At 45.5% G+C, this 17,114-nt stretch carries 23 protein-coding genes; 22 read left to right on the top strand and 1 reads right to left on the bottom strand.

The genetic code is table 11. The annotated features are described in order from the left end of the window. The first annotated feature begins 73 nt into the window (after positions 1–73). The 7 genes from B5G11_RS03140 to B5G11_RS03110 all read left to right on the top strand — a co-directional run bounded on the left by B5G11_RS03140 (position 74) and on the right by B5G11_RS03110 (position 4,195). Positions 74–586, top strand: coding sequence for a ferritin (locus B5G11_RS03140; RefSeq protein ID WP_087252151.1), 513 nt, complete (start codon positions 74–76; stop codon positions 584–586). Positions 587–947: 361 nt separating this feature from the next. Next, positions 948–1,439 (top strand): hypothetical protein, encoded by a 492-nt coding sequence (locus B5G11_RS03135; protein WP_087252150.1) that lies wholly within the window; start codon positions 948–950, stop codon positions 1,437–1,439. A 7-nt stretch (positions 1,440–1,446) separates the two neighbouring features. Further along, positions 1,447–1,869, top strand: coding sequence for a methyltransferase domain-containing protein (locus tag B5G11_RS16645; protein WP_343215469.1), 423 nt, complete (start codon positions 1,447–1,449; stop codon positions 1,867–1,869). Positions 1,870–1,909: 40 nt separating this feature from the next. Further along, the gene (locus B5G11_RS03125) at positions 1,910–2,671 is read left to right on the top strand and encodes an EFR1 family ferrodoxin (RefSeq protein ID WP_087168962.1); all 762 of its coding nucleotides are present in this window, start codon (positions 1,910–1,912) and stop codon (positions 2,669–2,671) included. Positions 2,672–2,683: 12 nt separating this feature from the next. After that, a complete protein-coding gene (locus B5G11_RS03120; protein WP_087168963.1) occupies positions 2,684–3,160 on the top strand; it encodes a YaiI/YqxD family protein in 477 nt (158 codons plus the stop codon). 13 nt (positions 3,161–3,173) lie between these two features. Continuing rightward, on the top strand, positions 3,174–3,743 hold the full coding sequence (locus tag B5G11_RS03115) for a hypothetical protein (protein WP_087168964.1): 570 nt from the start codon (positions 3,174–3,176) through the stop codon (positions 3,741–3,743). Positions 3,744–3,877: 134 nt separating this feature from the next. Further along, positions 3,878–4,195: a DUF6442 family protein gene (locus B5G11_RS03110; RefSeq protein WP_087252149.1), complete on the top strand. Its 318-nt coding sequence runs from the start codon at positions 3,878–3,880 to the stop codon at positions 4,193–4,195. A gap of 82 nt (positions 4,196–4,277) precedes the next feature. Here the strand turns inward: B5G11_RS03110 and B5G11_RS03105 are convergent, their stop codons facing one another. Next, complete coding sequence (locus tag B5G11_RS03105) at positions 4,278–5,153, bottom strand: MerR family transcriptional regulator (protein WP_087252148.1); 876 nt, start codon at positions 5,151–5,153, stop codon at positions 4,278–4,280. 206 nt (positions 5,154–5,359) lie between these two features. On the opposite strand from B5G11_RS03105, the gene B5G11_RS16475 reads away from it, so the two are divergent. The 15 genes from B5G11_RS16475 (at position 5,360) to B5G11_RS03025 (ending at position 17,107) form a co-directional block, all read left to right on the top strand. Continuing rightward, a complete protein-coding gene (locus B5G11_RS16475) occupies positions 5,360–5,617 on the top strand; it encodes a hypothetical protein (RefSeq protein ID WP_087252147.1) in 258 nt (85 codons plus the stop codon). Between the two features lie 24 nt (positions 5,618–5,641). After that, positions 5,642–6,232, top strand: a complete 591-nt coding sequence (locus B5G11_RS03095; RefSeq protein ID WP_087252146.1) for an SOS response-associated peptidase family protein — start codon at positions 5,642–5,644, stop codon at positions 6,230–6,232. Between the two features lie 19 nt (positions 6,233–6,251). Continuing rightward, on the top strand, positions 6,252–6,923 hold the full coding sequence (locus B5G11_RS03090) for a PHP domain-containing protein (RefSeq protein ID WP_087168968.1): 672 nt from the start codon (positions 6,252–6,254) through the stop codon (positions 6,921–6,923). 151 nt (positions 6,924–7,074) lie between these two features. Next, positions 7,075–7,305, top strand: coding sequence for a hypothetical protein (locus B5G11_RS03085; RefSeq protein ID WP_087252145.1), 231 nt, complete (start codon positions 7,075–7,077; stop codon positions 7,303–7,305). A 38-nt stretch (positions 7,306–7,343) separates the two neighbouring features. Beyond that, the gene (locus B5G11_RS03080; RefSeq protein ID WP_087252144.1) at positions 7,344–8,327 is read left to right on the top strand and encodes a J domain-containing protein; all 984 of its coding nucleotides are present in this window, start codon (positions 7,344–7,346) and stop codon (positions 8,325–8,327) included. Positions 8,328–8,402: 75 nt separating this feature from the next. Next, positions 8,403–9,188, top strand: coding sequence for an APH(3') family aminoglycoside O-phosphotransferase (locus B5G11_RS03075; protein ID WP_087252143.1), 786 nt, complete (start codon positions 8,403–8,405; stop codon positions 9,186–9,188). A gap of 36 nt (positions 9,189–9,224) precedes the next feature. Then, the gene (locus B5G11_RS03070) at positions 9,225–10,016 is read left to right on the top strand and encodes a tyrosine-protein phosphatase (RefSeq protein WP_087252142.1); all 792 of its coding nucleotides are present in this window, start codon (positions 9,225–9,227) and stop codon (positions 10,014–10,016) included. Positions 10,017–10,037: 21 nt separating this feature from the next. Further along, a complete protein-coding gene (locus tag B5G11_RS03065) occupies positions 10,038–11,150 on the top strand; it encodes an alkaline phosphatase family protein (RefSeq protein WP_087252141.1) in 1,113 nt (370 codons plus the stop codon). A gap of 78 nt (positions 11,151–11,228) precedes the next feature. Next, positions 11,229–11,732 carry a Type 1 glutamine amidotransferase-like domain-containing protein gene (locus tag B5G11_RS03060; protein ID WP_144289666.1) on the top strand — a complete coding sequence of 168 codons (504 nt, stop codon included), beginning with the start codon at positions 11,229–11,231 and terminating at the stop codon, positions 11,730–11,732. Positions 11,733–11,780: 48 nt separating this feature from the next. Beyond that, a complete protein-coding gene (locus tag B5G11_RS03055; RefSeq protein ID WP_087252139.1) occupies positions 11,781–12,227 on the top strand; it encodes an NUDIX domain-containing protein in 447 nt (148 codons plus the stop codon). After that, positions 12,220–13,164 (top strand): AraC family transcriptional regulator, encoded by a 945-nt coding sequence (locus B5G11_RS03050; protein ID WP_087252138.1) that lies wholly within the window; start codon positions 12,220–12,222, stop codon positions 13,162–13,164. Before B5G11_RS03055 ends, B5G11_RS03050 begins: the two co-directional genes overlap by 8 nt. A gap of 2 nt (positions 13,165–13,166) precedes the next feature. Then, complete coding sequence (locus B5G11_RS03045) at positions 13,167–13,679, top strand: hypothetical protein (RefSeq protein WP_138374030.1); 513 nt, start codon at positions 13,167–13,169, stop codon at positions 13,677–13,679. 302 nt (positions 13,680–13,981) lie between these two features. Further along, positions 13,982–15,298 carry an extracellular solute-binding protein gene (locus B5G11_RS03035; RefSeq protein WP_087168980.1) on the top strand — a complete coding sequence of 439 codons (1,317 nt, stop codon included), beginning with the start codon at positions 13,982–13,984 and terminating at the stop codon, positions 15,296–15,298. 86 nt (positions 15,299–15,384) lie between these two features. Then, entirely contained in the window at positions 15,385–16,284 is a 900-nt protein-coding gene (locus B5G11_RS03030) for a sugar ABC transporter permease (RefSeq protein ID WP_330616776.1), read from the top strand. After that, the gene (locus B5G11_RS03025) at positions 16,277–17,107 is read left to right on the top strand and encodes a carbohydrate ABC transporter permease (RefSeq protein WP_343215466.1); all 831 of its coding nucleotides are present in this window, start codon (positions 16,277–16,279) and stop codon (positions 17,105–17,107) included. The genes B5G11_RS03030 and B5G11_RS03025 overlap by 8 nt, the downstream gene beginning before the upstream one ends. Positions 17,108–17,114: the final 7 nt, after the last annotated feature.

Below are 17,114 nucleotides of genomic sequence, written 5' to 3'. Positions count from 1 at the left end.
GGCAGGAAGGTGCTATAACTCGATTTAGGTATATGTTGCCGTACGAAAAAAGGAAAATGCAGGAGGAATGAAGATGTTAGATGCAAAAGTAGCAGAATTGCTGAACACTCAGATTAATAAGGAGTTTTATTCCGCTTATTTATATCTGGATTTTGCAAATTATTATACAGAAGAGGGACTGGACGGCTTTGCCAACTGGTACAATATTCAGGCTCAGGAGGAGCGCGACCATGCGATGCTGATTCTGAAATATTTACAGAATAATGGATGTAAGGTGACTCTGGAGGCCATTGACAAGCCGGATCAGAAATACGAGTCATTTGCAGATCCACTTCGGGCAGGATATGAGCATGAACAGTATGTAACAGGACTGATTCACAATGTTTACGATGCGGCAAATCAGGTAAAAGACTTCCGTACGATGCAGTTCCTTGACTGGTTTGTAAAAGAACAGGGAGAAGAAGAGACCAATGCGGAAAATCTGATCAAGAAGTATGAATTGTTCGGATCCGATCCGAGAGCCCTTTACATGTTGGACGGAGAACTTGGTGCCCGCGTATATACAGCACCGTCTCTCGTCTTATAGAATTTTATCCTGGATGAAAAAAGCCTGCGCAGAATGGCTGTTCTGTGCAGGCTTTTTTTCTTGATTGCGGAAGCTCGTTGTGCTACAGTAAAACTATCTATATTGGCGGCATTCTGACTGCCGTTTCTGTCTTCTTCTATCAGAGAAGAAGATCTCTTTTGCCGAAAGGCATTCTCATTTTCGGAAACTCCACATCGGAGTCATAAAACCCGCAAATGAACGAAATGACAACTGAAAAAAGAAAAGGAGGAACATGGTTATGGCAACGATTTTAAAGACGTATTTTCCAACCATACGCACGCGCAAAGAAGTAATTAGAGGAGATTTCCGAAAGCGAAAAACTCTCTGAGATGTTCCGGCAGTGGAACGAAGGGCAGCAGGAAGAATTTCTGGATGTCTGTACAGAAACTCGGCTATTTGTTTATATGTATACATTCCGCTTGACGTATTTCAGAATGTTGTGCAAAATAAAGGTATAGGAAACAGACTGGAGGCATGGCTTGAGTTTTTCAGTACAGATGAACCGCGGAGGATTGCAGAACTTTTGAAGGAATATCCGGAGTTCAAACAGATGTATCAGGAGATCTACGAACTGTGCCAGAATGTAGAGAAGGTGATGGAGATGTTCTCAAAAGAATTGTTGCAGCTGGATCGGAACACGGTACAGTATATGATTGATGAGATGCAGGAAGAAATTGACGGACTTAAAGGAGATCTGCAGAAAAAGGAAACTGTGCTACAGGAAAAAGACAGCAGACTGCGGGAGACAGAAGCATCCTTAAAAGAAAAAGAAGAAGAAAATGCAAGGCTCCAGAATCAGATTCGGGAATTGATGGAGAAGCTGGAGAAATAGAAGTGAGATAGCAGCAACGCTGTCTGGAATACAAAAGCGCCTGTATGGGCGCTTTTGTGTATGCAAAGTAAGAAACGATATTTCAAGGGAGGGAAAATCGGATGCAGAACTTCTGGATTATGACACCGGCGGGGGAGAATTTCTGCTCTCGCTTGGACATCCGTGGCAGAAGACATCCGCAACGGAGGGATACCCTCCGAATGTGGAACTGTGCCGGGAAACATTGCTGCCTTTGGGAATTCATTTTAAAGAGTGTCAGGATCCGGCGAAAATCCCTTATCCGGATGAGAGCTTTGATTTGATTATCAACCGTCACGGCGACTTTGATGCACCGGAACTTTACCGGCTTTTAAAGAGCGGAGGCGTTTTTATTACAGAACAGGTAGGCGGTGACAATGACCGGTATCTGATCGTTGCAGGAAAGTTGTAATCGTGTTGGAAGAAGTAACGAATGGAAGGAGGAAAGAAACGTGATTTTATATTTTTCGGGAACAGGAAACAGTGAGTATGTGGCAAAGAGAATTGGAAAGGCTGTCGGGGATGAAGTACTGGATTTGTTTTCCAGACTGAAAAACAGAGACAGCAGAGAGGTATATTCGGACAGGCCCTGGGTGATTGTATCGCCTACTTATGCGTGGAGAATCCCGCGGATTCTGGAAGCATGGATAAAGAGAACAGAACTTTCAGGAAATAAGAAGATCTATTTTGTTATGACGTGCGGATTAAATGCAGGAAATGCCGGGAAATATCTGCAGGAGCTTTGCGCGGGAAAACAGATGCAGTATTTGGGGTGTATGCAAATCGTGATGCCGGAAAATTATATAGCCTTGTTTCAGACACCGCACAAAGAGGAGGCGGTGAAAATTATCCGCCGTGCGGAGAAAAGGATTGATGAGGCGGTTTCGCGGATTCAGAAAAAGCTTCCGTTTCCTCCGGCTAAAATCACTCCGGTGGACAGACTGAGCAGCGGTCCGGTCAATCAGGTGTTTTATCCACTGTTTGTACATGCTAAAAAGTTTTATGTAACGGGAGACTGCATTTCCTGTGAAAAATGTGCAAAAGTCTGTCCGATGAATAATATCCGGTTCCATCATGGGCGTCCGGTATGGGGAGATCAATGTACGCACTGCATGGCCTGCATCTGCAAATGTCCGGCGGAAGCGATTGAATATGGGAAACACAGCAAGGGACTTCCGCGTTATACGTTCCCGAAAGAACAGTTTCCTTTATAGGAGGATGAATGGATGCGGATTTATGTAGATGCGGATGCCTGCCCTGTAGTCAGGATAGTGGAAGAGACCGCAAAGAAATACAGTGTGTCTGTGACGTTGCTTTGCGATACGAATCATGTATTGAAGTCAGAGTATAGTGAAGTGAAGGTGATTGGTTCCGGAGCGGATGCTGTGGATTTTGCACTGATCGGATTGTGCAAAAAAGGGGATCTGGTGGTGACGCAGGACTATGGAGTGGCGGCAATGGCTCTTGGAAAAGGGGCTTTTTGCATCCATCAGTCCGGCAGGTGGTACACGAATGATAATATTGACCAGATGTTGATGGAACGGCATCTTGCCGGAAAAGCAAGAAGAGCTTCCAAAAAGAATCACCTGAAGGGGCCGAAGAAAAGAACGGCAGAGGATGATGAACGGTTTGTGAAGTCTCTGGAAGAACTGATACAAAAAGCGTTCGTAGAACATGAGAGAGAAACAGGAAAATTGGAATAAAGGAGAGGAAACGATGAAGAAGATAGCAGTAGTATTTCCAGGAGTCGGATATCATGCGGACAAGCCGCTTTTATATTACAGCAGAAAGATTGTCGGACGGTACGGATATGAGATTGTCTGCGCAGATTACGGGAAACTTCCATCGGGCATCAAGGGAGACGCAAAGAAAATGTATGCCGCCTACGAACAGGCACTTGCAAAGGTAGCAGAACAGCTTTCTGAAATTGACTTTGGTTCTTATGATAAAATACTGTTTTTGTCCAAGAGTATCGGGACCGCTTTGGCGGCGTCCTATGATGCAATGAACCGGATCGGAGCCGGACATGTCTATTATACCCCGGTGGAGGCGTCATTTCAGGCCATCGGGACGGAAGGAATTGTTTTTCACGGAACCGGAGATGACTGGGCGAAGACGGAAGTTATTGTCAGTGAATGTGAGAAAAGAAAGATTCCTCTTTATCTGACGGAGCATGCCAATCATTCCATGGAGACCGGGGAAACGCTACGGGATCTGGAGATTATGAGAGAGATCATGGAAAAGACGGAAGACTATATTCGTGAATTTTCCGCGAGGAACGAATAAACGTTCTTTTTAAAAGTAGAAGTTACATCGATTCTTTCCAGAAAGAAAGTAATTTTAAATCTGTTGACAAGTTTACTTGTCGATGATATGCTGAGGGCTACAAGCAAACCTGGCCTTATTTGGAGGGAATCAGTATGAAAAAAGAAGAAGTTTTATTAAAAAGCAGAAAAGAAAACAAGATTGTGGATGAAAGGGAACGCAATGTTCAGATGTGGGCTGGAAGAATGGCGGCCGGATTTGGTATCTTTATGTGCGCGGTACTTTCTATATTGGCATCATGGGCAGACAAAGGAGAAAATTACAGTGCATGGATTATTTTCTGTACGATTTACGGTTCAATGGAACTGATGATGTTTCTAAAGTTGAGAAACAAGTGGGATTTGATTTTGGCAGTCATAGAGATTGGCGGGGGAATACTATTTTTTATAGCCTATTTGAAGGAACTGTTCTGATTTTAATTTCAAAAACTACCGGGAGAGGCAGTATGTTTGCGATCCTCCCGGTTTTTTCTTTCTATTTTTTATTTCCGGTATCTTATCCTCGCTCCCGGAAATGATCCAGATAATACTGAAATGCGCTGACAATATATTCAGCGGACCCGGTTCCGTGTTTTGTGTCTGTGACAGCCTGAATGTAGTCACCGGAGTAAAGTTCGATGATCAGATCGCAGTAAGATGCATGATCGCAGAACAGCTCCGAAGATGCGGTGTCTCTGGCCCGGGAAATTGCATCCCGGACAAGCTGCTGAACAACATCTGAGGAAACGGGTTCTCCTTTATGAGAGGCGAGTTTGACAAACGGATCTTTCGCTTTCAACTCTTCTGGAATCTGGGCCTGCCACTTCTTCATGATTTCTGAAAAATGTTCCAGATTGTATTTCATTGCCTCAGTGTACGCCTCGACACTGCCGAATTCCTGGACGGCGAGGCGGGCAGCCTGTGTCTCGCTTTTACGGATTTGCTGAATAAACAGGTCGAAATTTTCTTCACTTCCCCAGTAGGTAATAACCTCATCTTTGTGACTGGTTTTGAACTCTTCCAGTGCGCGGAAATATTCAGAAAGATCATATTCTTGGAGATTATCAATCGTATCGCGCTCTTCCAAGCGGGTCAGAAGTTCGATCTGCCGGTCAAGATGCCCTCGTTCAATTAAAAATTGATGTTTTTTCCTGCAAAATGCCGCAGCGCGGTCAGATTTTGCCCCGCTCAGAAGGTGCTGAATTTCTTTCAGTGAAAAGTCAAGTTCTTTCAACGTCAGGATCTGCTGGAGTTTTCCAAGGGCCTCTTCGTCGTACAGGCGGTATCCGGATTCCGAGAGACTGGACGGTTTCAGCAGTCCGATTTCATCATAATATTGCAGTGTTCGTACACTGATTCCACTCAATTTTGCGATTTGACTTATTGTCTTCATGTGCTCCACTCCTTCTATCCCTATCATACCGTATCACGCAGCGTGAGAGTCAAGAATCGAAGCAAAAAAAGCACAGATTTTTAATTGTTTATTATTCTTATGAAGGAAATGCAGAGGCACTTGTAGGAGAAATGAAGGAGGCAATTGACGCCGACGTGCTGAAACTTACCGTGGCGGATGAAAACCGATGAAAAGTATGTTCCGCTTTGTGTGGGGAGGCGTGCAGATTTGGCACCTGTGCGCCGGCAGTCAACACATTTCTGAGTGAAAATCAAATAAAAGGAAAGAAGATCTATCTTCTGGTGTGCAATGGTGGTAATATGAGAAATACATGGAAGAACTTCCATAAGGCGCTGGAAGGAAATGAGATCGTATCAGAGCTTGATCTTGTGTACCCGATCCGTAACGGAATTCAGGACGCGAAGAACAAGGTGAATCAGTGGATCAAAAAAGCGATGAAATAGTAAGACGCCGGAAAGGGACAAAAGATGTGCAGCCTGTTTTACATTGATGAGACAATCCTGGAGAAACTAAAAGCGTTCGCGACAGAGATGGACAGCGAAGCCAAAAACGTATGCCTGGGGCGTGATATCCGCCCGACAGAACGGGCGCTGATTTTGAAGTGGAATGGAAAAGGAATCTGTCTTTCCGGTGTAAAATGGGGCTATCCGGGGATTCAAAAGAGTGGCGTGCTGATCAATGCAAGGGCTGAATCCGTTCTGGAGAAAAAGATTTTCGTGGACGGAATCCGGTATCACCGGGCAGTCATCCCTGCAAGTCATTTTTACGAGTGGAATCAGAGGAAAGAGAAAAATACCTTTAAAAGCAAGGATGGAGAGATCCTTTATCTGGCAGGATTTTTCGATATCATGGAGAATGAAGAACGCTTTGTGATTCTGACGACAGAGGCAAATGCATCGATGAAACCGGTTCATGACCGGATGCCGCTGATTCTAAGACAGGATCAGATCGAGGACTGGCTCCGGGACGAAAAAGCGGCTGAAGCAATGCTGTGCCAGACGCCGGAAGGACTGAAACGACAGGCAGATTATGAGCAGATGACATTGTTTCCGATGTGAGACAGGAAGGAGAAATGTTATGAAAATTGAGATGCACGTCCATACAAGTGAGGGAAGTCCCTGCGCAAAAGCAGATGCAGAGTCAATCATGAAAGCATACGCTGAAGCGGGATATGATGCGCTTGTGATTACGAATCACTTTGACTCCGTTTTGCTGAACGAGTTTGGAAAGACGGACGAGGAGAAAATAGAACGGTATCTTCTGGGATACAGAAAAGCTAAAGCGGCAGAAGAAAAGTATGGAATTCAGGTTATGCTTGGTGTGGAAATCCGACTGGAACCGAACGAGGAAGATTTCCTGATTTACGGGATCGACGAGGACTTTTTATTCCAACATCCGGATCTTTGTTTCCTAAGCCAGGAAGAAATCTATCATCTCTGCCATTCCTGCGGTGCGTTATTTTATCAGGCACATCCGTTCCGGGAACTATGTGTACCTCGTGAGCCGGAATTTTTAGATGGAGTGGAATACAATCAGCGTCCGAACAGCGGGAATCATAATGAAAAGCTGGATGAATGGAGAAAGGCATATCCGGAATTGAAACTGGTTTCCGGCAGCGACTGCCATGATCTGGATCAGGTGGGATTCGGTGGAATCGAGACAGAGAAGGATGTCCATAATATCAAGGAAGTTGTCGCATTGATGAAGGAAGAAAAAATCCGGCTGATTGTCAGCACAGATTCAAATTGATAGAACGAAAAAAGAGGCATTTTTGTCTCTTTTTCTGCTATAATATCAAAAATAGATAAAATTATGAAAAATTAGCAGTACTATTTTAAAGGAATGAGGAGAATGAGTATGGTTCTAAAGGAATTTGATCCATCGCAAAAGGCGGTAATCAATGCGGAAGATTTTGTGGATCCGATTGCAGGGATGTATTTGTGTGGATATGGAATGTTCCGCCAATGCAGCTGCAGCCAGATTCCGGGGAAGAGAACTGTTTCAGTTTTTCTATGCGGCGGATAATCTGGACGCGGAACAATGGGATATAAGAAGTCTTGGCAATGACGCAAAACTGATGGAAAAAGACCGGATTGCCATGATTGCACTAGAACTGGCTGTCCGGATTTGACGGAAAACAGCAGCAGAGGAAATGAGGTGAGAAGAGGCATGAATCTGGAAGAAGCGATGGAGATACTGGATGTGGTGCAGGGCGAGGATAAAGCGAAGATCAGGAAGAAGTACCGCAGCCTGATGCGGAGGTATCATCCGGACGCTCTGGGATCGGACCGGCCGGAACAGATCAGGCGGGTGCAGCAGATGAATGAAGCCTATCACCTTTTGATGAAACAGGAAGTCCCGATCCTGCGGTCTGCACGAAAGAGACGGAAATGGGAATGGACGGGCACAGTCAATGCGGATGCCTTCTGCGAACGAAATGTCTACCTGCATTACAGTATGGATGTGGAAGGGGAGCCTTTGTATTATCAGGCGGCCCGGGGGAAGTATATGTGGGACCCGGAGGAAGAAGAATTCAGTCTGTTTCTTATAAGCCTCCGTCATGCTGCGAAAGAGCTGCTGGAACAGGTGGAGAGAAGACAGGGGACATTCCGGGAAGAGGATACCCTGCAAAGCGACCATCGCTTTCAGGTGCAGGCAAAGCTCTTTCATCTTCTCACCCGGCAGTTCATTGATCCGTTGGCGGCGCTGAGAAAAGCGGCAAAGCCGAAGATGATCGATTTGGAGGGAAGGGCGGTTTATCAGTTCCGGGCGTGGGTCGGCGCAGAAGGCTCGGGCGAAGCTTTCCAGGCAACGGGAGAACTGAAAAAAGGAGTTCCCATTTATCCAAAAGCATTTCAGGGACACCGGATTCTCGTAAAGAACCGGGAAGGGAAGGTACTGGGGCATCTGTCCTTTGACGAGGACTACCTGTACTTCTGCCTGATTCCTCTTCTGAAAGAGAAATGCGCCAAGGTCCGGATGCATGTACGGGATGTGAAAGAGAATAGGAGAGGCTGGCCTCACAAGGCGAAAGTGGACGTGGACTTTTATTTCCGGCTGGAACAGGAGCCGCCAAAAGACCAGCACAGAGATCTGAATGAAGAGATCCGGGAGCTCCTTCTGGCCTGTGAAACAGAATTGATGCAGAAATAGAGAGACTGGACTTCTATCCTGCCATTGAGTAAAATAAGAAGTACGAACCAATGGAAAAGTTTGAGGAAATGGAGTATGGAATTACCACAAAGTATTAGAAATCAAATAGAAGGAAAAGAGTACCAGATCGATGAAACCGGTATGTCCGGCTCCCGGATTTTGCTGTTTTCCGATATGGTGCTGAAAGTGCAAAGGAAAAGCAGGGAAACGGAGCAGGAACTGTGTATGATGGAGTGGCTGCAGGACAGACTTCCGGTTCCAGGGATTCTCGTAAAAGAAGAGTCCGGGAAGGAACAGTTTCTGCTGATGAGCAGGCTGGAAGGGGAGATGATGTGTGAGGAGACTTACATGGAAAATCCTGTTCTTCAGACAAAGGTGCTGGCAGAAGGATTAAAAAGACTGTGGGCAGTGGATCTTTCCGGATGCCCGGCCGACTGCCGGCTCGATCACAAGCTGATGCGGGCGGCAGAGCAGGTGGAACAGGGGCGGGTAGATCTTGACAATGTGGAGCCGGATACATTTGGGACGGATGGATTTCGCGATCCGGAAGAACTTCTGGACTGGCTTTTAGGAAACCGGCCGGAGGAAGAAGCAGTTCTCTCCCACGGCGATTACTGCCTGCCAAATGTATTTGGAAAAGGAGACCGTTTGACAGGCTATCTTGATCTTGGACGGGCAGGGATTGCAGATAAATGGTGCGACATCGCACTTTGTTACCGGAGCCTTTCCCAGAATTACAGCGGAAGATTTCACGGGAAAGCGTATTCCGGTTATGACGATCTTTTGCTGTTCAAGGAACTTGGAATTGCACCGGACTGGGAGAAGATCCGGTATTATATTTTGCTGGATGAATTGTTTTAGTATAGAGAAAAGCGGAATCGAAGGAGGAGGCTGCATATGATTGGAGCAGAATTGGCAAATTTCCGGGATCTGGGAGGACTCCGGACAAAGGATGGAAGAGAAGTTGCACCAAAGCGGCTGCTGCGGTGCGGAGATATGTCTGAACTGACCGGGGAGACGATCCGTAGCTTACAGGAAGAGTATCACGTGGTCAATGTGGTTGATCTTCGGACAGCAGAAGAGCGGGGAAAGGCACCGGACTGCGAAGTACCGGGAGCCAGGGCGTATGTACTTGATTTCTTCCCGGGAGAGAAGCTGATGGGAAGAGGACAGGCGACAGGAAGCAGGGAACAGTTGATGAACATGCAGAACGCACAGCTGCTCCATGACTATATGAAAAAGCTGTATGGGGAATTTATTACGACCCGGACCGCCAGAGACTCGATCCGCAGTTTTGTGCAGATCCTGCTTGAGACAGAAGAAGGAGCGACTGTCTTTCACTGCTTTGCCGGAAAAGACCGGACAGGCATTTCCGCAGCAGTGATTCTGACGATTCTGGGAGTGCCTCGGGATACGATCATGGAAGATTATATGGAAACAAACCATATGCGGGCGGCAGCCAATCAGGTGATTCTGGACGGCCTGAGACAAAAATGTGCATCTGAAGAGATGCTTAAAGCAGTGGAGACAGCGTTGAGTGTGGACCAGGACTATCTTTGCACAAGTTTTGAAACCGCGCACCGGGAATATGGTTCCTTTGAGAATTACATCGAAACCGGACTTGGAATAGGACAGGAAGAACAGAAACGCTTAAAGGAATTGTATTTGGTTAGAACGTGTGCGCTTTAGATCATATGTGAGGGGGAAAAGATGGATCAGAAATTGAAATTTCCAGATTATGAAAACGGACTGGCCAATCTGGCGCAGTCAGTCTTAAAGAATTTTGGAATCCGTGAAAAAGGGCAAAAGACACTTGCGTGTGTGGATACGTTTCTGGAAAAGGAGTACGAAAATATTGTCGTATTTCTTCTGGATGGAATGGGAAGCAGGATCATGGAGAAAAATCTGGAGGAGACCGGATTTTTTAGGAGCCACATGAAATGTTCCTACAGCTCGGTATTTCCGCCGACTACGGTGGCGGCGACCACATCTATCAGAAGTGGACTGAAGCCGTGTGAGCACGGATGGCTTGGCTGGGACTGTTATTATCCGTGGATTGATCAGAATGTTACGGTTTTCACCAACATGAAGACAGGAACCAGTATTCCGGCAGCAGATTATAATGTGGCTGAGAAGTATTGCGGATACGAGACAGTCGTGGAGAGAATTAACCGCCGCGGCGGGGAGGCTTATGAAGTTATGCCGTTTGCAGAGCCGTTTCCAAAGACCATGGAAGAAATCTGCGGACAGGTTGAAATGCTGTGTAGAAAACCTGGAAAGAAATATATTTATGCGTACTGGAACGAACCGGACAGCACCATGCATGAGACCGGATGCTACAGCAGCCAGACAAAACAGATTATGCGGAAACTGGAACAGCAGGTCCAGGCTTTAAGTGATAAGCTGGAGAAAACGCTTCTGATCGTGACGGCAGACCATGGGCTGGTGGATACACAAAATGTTTCCATTACCGATTATCCGGAGATCATGGACTGTCTGGTGCGGATGCCGTCTATCGAGCCGAGGGCGCTGAACCTGTTTGTGAAAGAAGAGAAGAAAGAGCAGTTTGAAAAAGCATTTCGGAAAGCCTTTGGCGAGAGCTTTTTGCTGTTGACCAAAGAACAGGTGATAGAAAAAAGACTTTTTGGGGTTGAAGCCGAACATCCGGATTTCCGGGAAATGCTGGGAGACTATCTGGCGGTCGGAACCGGGGATCTGACGATCTTTTCCTCACGGGAAGAGTCGGAATTTTTCGTCGGAGTTCATGCAGGACTGCGGGAAGAAGAGATGCTGATTCCGCTGATTGTGATGGAAAAGGAGTAAAGTTTACAGATAGATAGAAAAAGTAGAAAACTAGTAAGGAGGGGCAGGCGATGAGAATATTTCTATGCGGTGGCGGAGATGGTTAAAAGCGCGGAGGAACTGGACGGGACAAATGTGGAAAACTACAGCGCGATTTTTATTGGCGGTGGAAACACATATAAATTATTGAACGATTTGAAAGCAAGCGGAAGTTTTGAGAAAATCAAAGCATATATCGAACAGGACGGCATTGTCTTCGGCGGAAGCGCAGGCGCGATTATCTTTGGATATGATATCGAAAGCTGTGCGGCTATGGATAAGAATAAAGTGGGGCTGAAAGATACGAAAGGATTTGATGCCCTGAGCGGATATTCGGTGTTTGCGCATTATACGAATGGAAGTTCAAGACTGACAGAGCAGGAGAACCGGGAGCGGACAGAAAAGTATACAGAAGAACTGCTCCGGTATTCTCAGGAGCATGGTCCGGTCATTGCCATGCCGGAGGAAGATACCCTGTTTCTGAATGGAGATCATTTAGAAATGATTGGAAGCAGGCCGTATTATTGTTTTGAAGAGGGAAAAAGAAGGGAAATGATTCCGTAGACAGGATGCGAGACCAGACAAGAAATATAACAGCAGGAGGTAACAGCCATGGTAAAAGTTCGTTTTTATGATGAGGTGGAAGATTCCCTTTTAAAATTTGCTGTGATGATTGCGCGGCATGATGGAAAATGGGTGTTTTGCAAACACCGGAAATGGGAAACATACGAGGTGCCGGGAGGACACCGGGAGCCCGGAGAGAAGATAGACGAAACGGCAGGAAGAGAGCTTTATGAGGAGACCGGAGCGTTGGATTTCGATCTTGACCGGGTCTGTGTGTATTCGGTAACCTCAGTGGACGAGGAGGGAAAAGAAGGGGAAGAAACATGCGGGATGCTCTACACGGCAGAAATCAGGAAGTTTGAGAAGGAGCTTCACAGCGAGATTGAAAAGATCCTGATTACAAAGGATCTGCCGGAAAAATGGACCTATCCGGAAATTCAGCCGGTTTTGATGAGAGAAGCAAAAATACGGCGGGGAGGGTATCACGATGAGTAGGAAGAGAAAAAAGACAGCCGAATTCAGATACTACCGGATGCCGGAAAAGAGGACAATTATAGCGCTTCTAGGAGAAAAATGGCAGCAGAATTACGGAAGGGATATTGATTATCTGCATTTTCATAATTTCCTGGAGATAGGTTATTGCTACGAAGGCAGGGGCTCGATGATACTGGGAACAGAAGAATATCTGTTCAGAGGAAGAGAATTTACTGTGATTCCTAAAAATTATCTCCATACAACGAACAGTGAGCCGGATGATATCAGTACATGGGAATATTTGTTTGTGGATGTGGAAAAGCTGTTAAGAAAACTGGTTTCAGGAGCACCGGGATATGTAGACCAGATGCTGCTGGCGATTAACCAGAAGGCTGTTTTTGCAAAGGAAAGTGAAATGCCTTATCTTGCGGATCTTTTGAAGAGAATTCTGGATACTATGCGGGAAGGGAAGATGTTTTATCTTGAGGAGGCGGAAGGGATGATGCTGGCATTTCTTTCTGAGATTGCCAGAAAAAATATCGCCTTTTTTGACCAGCCCGGCGGAGGAGTCCGGGAGGAAGCAAGGATGAACAATCTCATTTACCGGTCCTTGGATTATATCAGCGATCACTACCATGAGCGGATGAAAGTCAGTGATATTGCAGCGCAGATTCATATCAGCGAAACACATTTCCGCCGTGTGTTTTCCCAGTGTATGGGGATGAGTCCTCTGGAATATATCAATCTGGTCAGAATCCAGTCGGCATGCGAGTACCTGAGAAAGACGGATGAACCGATTGCGACGATTGCGGGAAAATGCGGATATTTCACAAGTTCGACCTTTAACCGGAACTTTCAGAAGATTATGGGGATGGCGCCGGAGGAGTGGAAAAAGAGACCGGAAAATTACGAACAGCAGATTCTGCAGTTTAATGTGCGGTCAGAGGAAGGGTGGTAAAAATGTACAGTACAAAGATTATAAAACAGGTGAAAAGGAAGAAAAAACCGGGCACGGGAGTACTGAAAATATTGATGATCTTGTTTGGAGTTCTGTTTGTTCTGATGGGCATCGTGTTTTCAAGGGGATTTATGCTCCCGGGCTTCCTGCTGATTTGTCTTTACTTTGCCTTTGATATGTTCAGCCAGAAGGAATATGAATATACTATGGAAGGAAATCAGTTTACGATTGATGTGATTATCGGGAAAAAGCACCGGAGAAATGCCCATGAGCTGGATTTGAATCAGCTGGAAGTGGTGGCGCCGAACTGGCATGAAAAGGTGGCAAAGTACCGTATTAAAGGAGGAACGGAACGTCTGGCAAAGTATGACTATACCTCTTATGATGATGAAATTCCGTACTACACCATGATCATTGGTGATGGGAGAGAAAAGATCAAGATTCTTCTGGACTTGAACGAGGAAATGCTCCGTACTATGAAAAACATGTTTCCTGACAGGGTCTTTTTTGCATAAAAAGGGGGTTCAGAGGATAAAAGAGACAAAAACAGAAGGTAAATATGCAAAAAAAAAGTGCATTTTTGGCAGAATGGACAAATGAAATGGAGCTGATGCTGAAAAAAACAGAGAAAAGGGTGTACCGATCGAACAAAAAAATAACGGAAAAACAAAAAAAACGGGGCGAATGGCACAAAAATGATCGAAAATGCATAATTTATATACGAATCTGCAAACATTTCATGGAGATGTCTTGATATAATACTTTCAGAAGATGTTCGAAAGACTGGACGGACATGAAAAAGGAGGAGGTATTTATTATGAAAAGAAAGTTGATTTCAGCATTACTGGTTAGTGCCATGACAATTTCTCTTGCAGCATGTGGTACTGGCGGAGGATCTTCAGACGGAGGAGAAGGCGGTGGATCCGGTTCTTCAGAAGGCGGCCACAAACTGACTGTATACGCATGGGACCCGGCATTCAATATTCCGGCTATTCAGGCGGCGGCAGACGACTATAAGGAAAATGTAGATTCTGAATTCGAACTTGAGATTTTGGAACAGGCTTCTTCCGAAGATGTGGAGACAGCAATTACAACAGCAGGATCTTCAGGAGACTACTCCAACCTTCCTGATATCGTGCTTTTCCAGGATCACTACATTCAGAGATATGTAGCTGACTATCCGGATGCATGGACACCGCTCGGAGATGTTGACATTAACTGGGATGATTTTGCAGCTGAGAAACTGGACTACTCCACAATCGACGGAGAGCACTATGGAGTACCTGTAGACAATGGTACCGTTGTTGCGGCATACCGTACAGACCTTCTGGAGCAGGCAGGATACACAATCGATGACCTGACAGGATGCACATGGGACAAATTTATCGAAATCGGTAAAGCCGTATACGAAAAAACAGGAAAAGCCCTTCTTTGCATGAACAGCGATGGAAACGACCTTCCATACATCATGATGCAGGCTGAAGGTGTTTCCCAGTTTAAAGACGGAAAACCGTACATCACAGAAAATGAAACACTTGTAACAATTGTTGAGAAACTTGTTGAGATGGCAAAAGAAAACGTGCTTCTTATGCCGAACAGCTGGTCTGACTATACAGACAAAGCAATCCAGGGTGACCAGGTTGCCGGTGTTATGAATGGTAACTGGATCATTCCTACCATCGAAAAAGTAGCAGCAAACAGTGGTAAGTGGGCGATCACAAGCATGCCGACACTGGAAGGCGGCGAGGGATATGCAAGTAACGGAGGCTCTTCTCTGTACATCACATCCAACTGCCAGAATGTTGACCTTGCCAAGGACTTCCTTTCCTACACATTCGGAGGAAGCACAACAACATATGACAATGCACTGAAAAAGGGCGGTGTGATTTCTACATACGCACCGGCAGGTGAGACAGAAGTTTACAACGAAGGTGTAGAATACTTCAACAACCAGCCGATCTACGCTGACATCGTTGAAATGGGAACACACGTACAGACTGTTGAACAGAGTGACTATCACTACTCCGCACGTAACTACATCGGATCTGCGATCGTAAATATCATCAATGGTGCAGACACGATGGATGCACTGCAGGAAGCAGAAGATCAGTTGAACTTCGAGATGGGCAACTAATCTTCTTAATTGAAAGAGAGTGAACAGTAACGGGGAACGAGTTTTCGTTCCTCGTTATTCGAAATTAGTGTAAGGGAGGGGCTCAAGTGAAACAGAAAAAAAAGATGAGCTTACTTGCCAAGCAGTCAGCGGCCGGCTGGATATTTTTAACTCCGGCGGCTTTGTTGATTGCGGTCATGGCATTCTGGCCGATGATTCAGGCTTTTATCATGTCACTGCAGACCGGTTCCAGCGCAAACATGCAGTGGTCCGAACCGATCTTTAACAATTATACCAGAATGTTTCAGGATAAGCTGTTCCTGAGATCAGTCGGAAATACATTTTTGTACCTGATTATTCAGGTGCCGATCATGCTGATTCTTGCAATCTTGCTGGCGCAGCTTCTGAATAACAAGCATCTGAGATTAAAGGGATTTTTCCGTACATGTATCTTTCTTCCTTGTGCGACATCCCTTGTATCCTACTCTTTGATTTTTAAATCCTTGTTTGCAACAGACGGACTGATCAACTCCGTTCTTGTTCATCTTGGTATTCTGGAGTCCAATTACAATTTCCTTGGAAATGCAGCCAGCGCAAAGGCGGTTATTATCATCGCCCTGATCTGGAGATGGACAGGATACAACATGGTATTCTATCTTGCAGGATTGCAGAATATTGAATATTCCGTTTACGAGGCGGCCAAGATTGACGGTGCGAACGGATGGAAGACATTCTGGGGTATTACGGTTCCGCTTTTGAAACCAACGATTATCATGACATTTATCATGTCCATCAACGGAACGCTTCAGTTGTTCGATGAGTCTGTCAACCTGACAAACGGTGGACCGGCAAATGCGACGATCACCATGTCACATTATATTTACAACAACTCACTTGGACAGGGTGTTGCAAACTTCGGATACGCGACGGCAATGTCATTCTTCGTATTTATTATTGTTGCGATCCTGGCATTTATCAATATGAAAGTAGGTGATACGCGTGACTAAGAAAAGAAATAGAAGTATGATTCAGCGCCGGTTGATTCCTACATACATATTTTTGATTATCGTAGCGTTCCTTTCCGTATTCCCGTTCTACTGGATGATTTCAGCAGCAACAAACACTTCCTTCGAGGTGGCAAACGGAAAGCTGACGCTCGGCGGACATTTTATCGAAAACTTCCAGAATCTTGTAAACGGCAATGATCTGTGGAGAGCAATGGGCAATTCTTTCCTGTATTCTATTTTGCAGACAGTTCTTGCGATTTTGATCTGTTCTCTTGCAGGATTTGGATTTGAGCTGTATCATGACAAGAAAAAGGATGTTCTGTTTTCCATTATTCTTCTTGCCATGATGATTCCTCAGGTAGCGACGATGATTCCTCTGTTCAGACTGCTTTCATCAGCAAAGCTTTTGAACTCGGCGTTAGGTTTTATCCTCCCGTCTCTTTCGACGCCGTTCCTGATTATGATGTTCCGTCAGAATTCACGTAACTTCCCGGTTGACGTTATGGAAGCAGCGCGTATCGACGGACTGAGCGAAATCGGAATCTTCGTAAGAATGTACATGCCGATGATGAAAGCAACCTATGCAGCAGCAGCGGTTATCACATTTATGAATGCATGGAATTCATACCTGTGGCCGAAGGTAATTATGACCCTTCCGGAGTCACAGACAATGCCGATGTTGATTGCCAACCTTTCAGGTGGATATACAACAGATTATGGTGTATTAATGGTGGGAGTTCTCTTCTGTTCCATTCCTACTATGATCGTCTTCTTCGTACTTCAGAAACAGTTTGCAGAAGGTATTACAGGAGCCGTAAAATAATAGACAG

The sequence above is a fragment of the Drancourtella sp. An57 genome (assembly GCF_002161525.1).
GTDB lineage: Bacteria > Bacillota > Clostridia > Lachnospirales > Lachnospiraceae > Sellimonas > Sellimonas catena.
Note: the sequence above shows the minus strand (reverse complement) of the source record. Positions and strands in the feature narration are given on the sequence as shown.

Excerpts from the sequence above, each read along its gene's own strand:
- B5G11_RS03060 (WP_144289666.1), top strand. The coding sequence starts at position 11,229 with ATGGTTAAAAGCGCGGAGGAACTGGACGGGACAAATGTGGAAAACTAC.
- B5G11_RS03105 (WP_087252148.1), bottom strand. The coding sequence starts at position 5,153 with ATGAAGACAATAAGTCAAATCGCAAAATTGAGTGGAATCAGTGTACGA.
- B5G11_RS03065 (WP_087252141.1), top strand. The coding sequence starts at position 10,038 with ATGGATCAGAAATTGAAATTTCCAGATTATGAAAACGGACTGGCCAAT.
- B5G11_RS03085 (WP_087252145.1), top strand. The coding sequence starts at position 7,075 with ATGCGGAAGATTTTGTGGATCCGATTGCAGGGATGTATTTGTGTGGAT.
- B5G11_RS03110 (WP_087252149.1), top strand. The coding sequence starts at position 3,878 with ATGAAAAAAGAAGAAGTTTTATTAAAAAGCAGAAAAGAAAACAAGATT.
- B5G11_RS03080 (WP_087252144.1), top strand. The coding sequence starts at position 7,344 with ATGAATCTGGAAGAAGCGATGGAGATACTGGATGTGGTGCAGGGCGAG.
- B5G11_RS03050 (WP_087252138.1), top strand. The coding sequence starts at position 12,220 with ATGAGTAGGAAGAGAAAAAAGACAGCCGAATTCAGATACTACCGGATG.
- B5G11_RS03120 (WP_087168963.1), top strand. The coding sequence starts at position 2,684 with ATGCGGATTTATGTAGATGCGGATGCCTGCCCTGTAGTCAGGATAGTG.
- B5G11_RS03055 (WP_087252139.1), top strand. The coding sequence starts at position 11,781 with ATGGTAAAAGTTCGTTTTTATGATGAGGTGGAAGATTCCCTTTTAAAA.
- B5G11_RS03095 (WP_087252146.1), top strand. The coding sequence starts at position 5,642 with ATGTGCAGCCTGTTTTACATTGATGAGACAATCCTGGAGAAACTAAAA.
- B5G11_RS03070 (WP_087252142.1), top strand. The coding sequence starts at position 9,225 with ATGATTGGAGCAGAATTGGCAAATTTCCGGGATCTGGGAGGACTCCGG.
- B5G11_RS03045 (WP_138374030.1), top strand. The coding sequence starts at position 13,167 with ATGTACAGTACAAAGATTATAAAACAGGTGAAAAGGAAGAAAAAACCG.
- B5G11_RS03090 (WP_087168968.1), top strand. The coding sequence starts at position 6,252 with ATGAAAATTGAGATGCACGTCCATACAAGTGAGGGAAGTCCCTGCGCA.
- B5G11_RS03140 (WP_087252151.1), top strand. The coding sequence starts at position 74 with ATGTTAGATGCAAAAGTAGCAGAATTGCTGAACACTCAGATTAATAAG.
- B5G11_RS03115 (WP_087168964.1), top strand. The coding sequence starts at position 3,174 with ATGAAGAAGATAGCAGTAGTATTTCCAGGAGTCGGATATCATGCGGAC.
- B5G11_RS03035 (WP_087168980.1), top strand. The coding sequence starts at position 13,982 with ATGAAAAGAAAGTTGATTTCAGCATTACTGGTTAGTGCCATGACAATT.
- B5G11_RS03075 (WP_087252143.1), top strand. The coding sequence starts at position 8,403 with ATGGAATTACCACAAAGTATTAGAAATCAAATAGAAGGAAAAGAGTAC.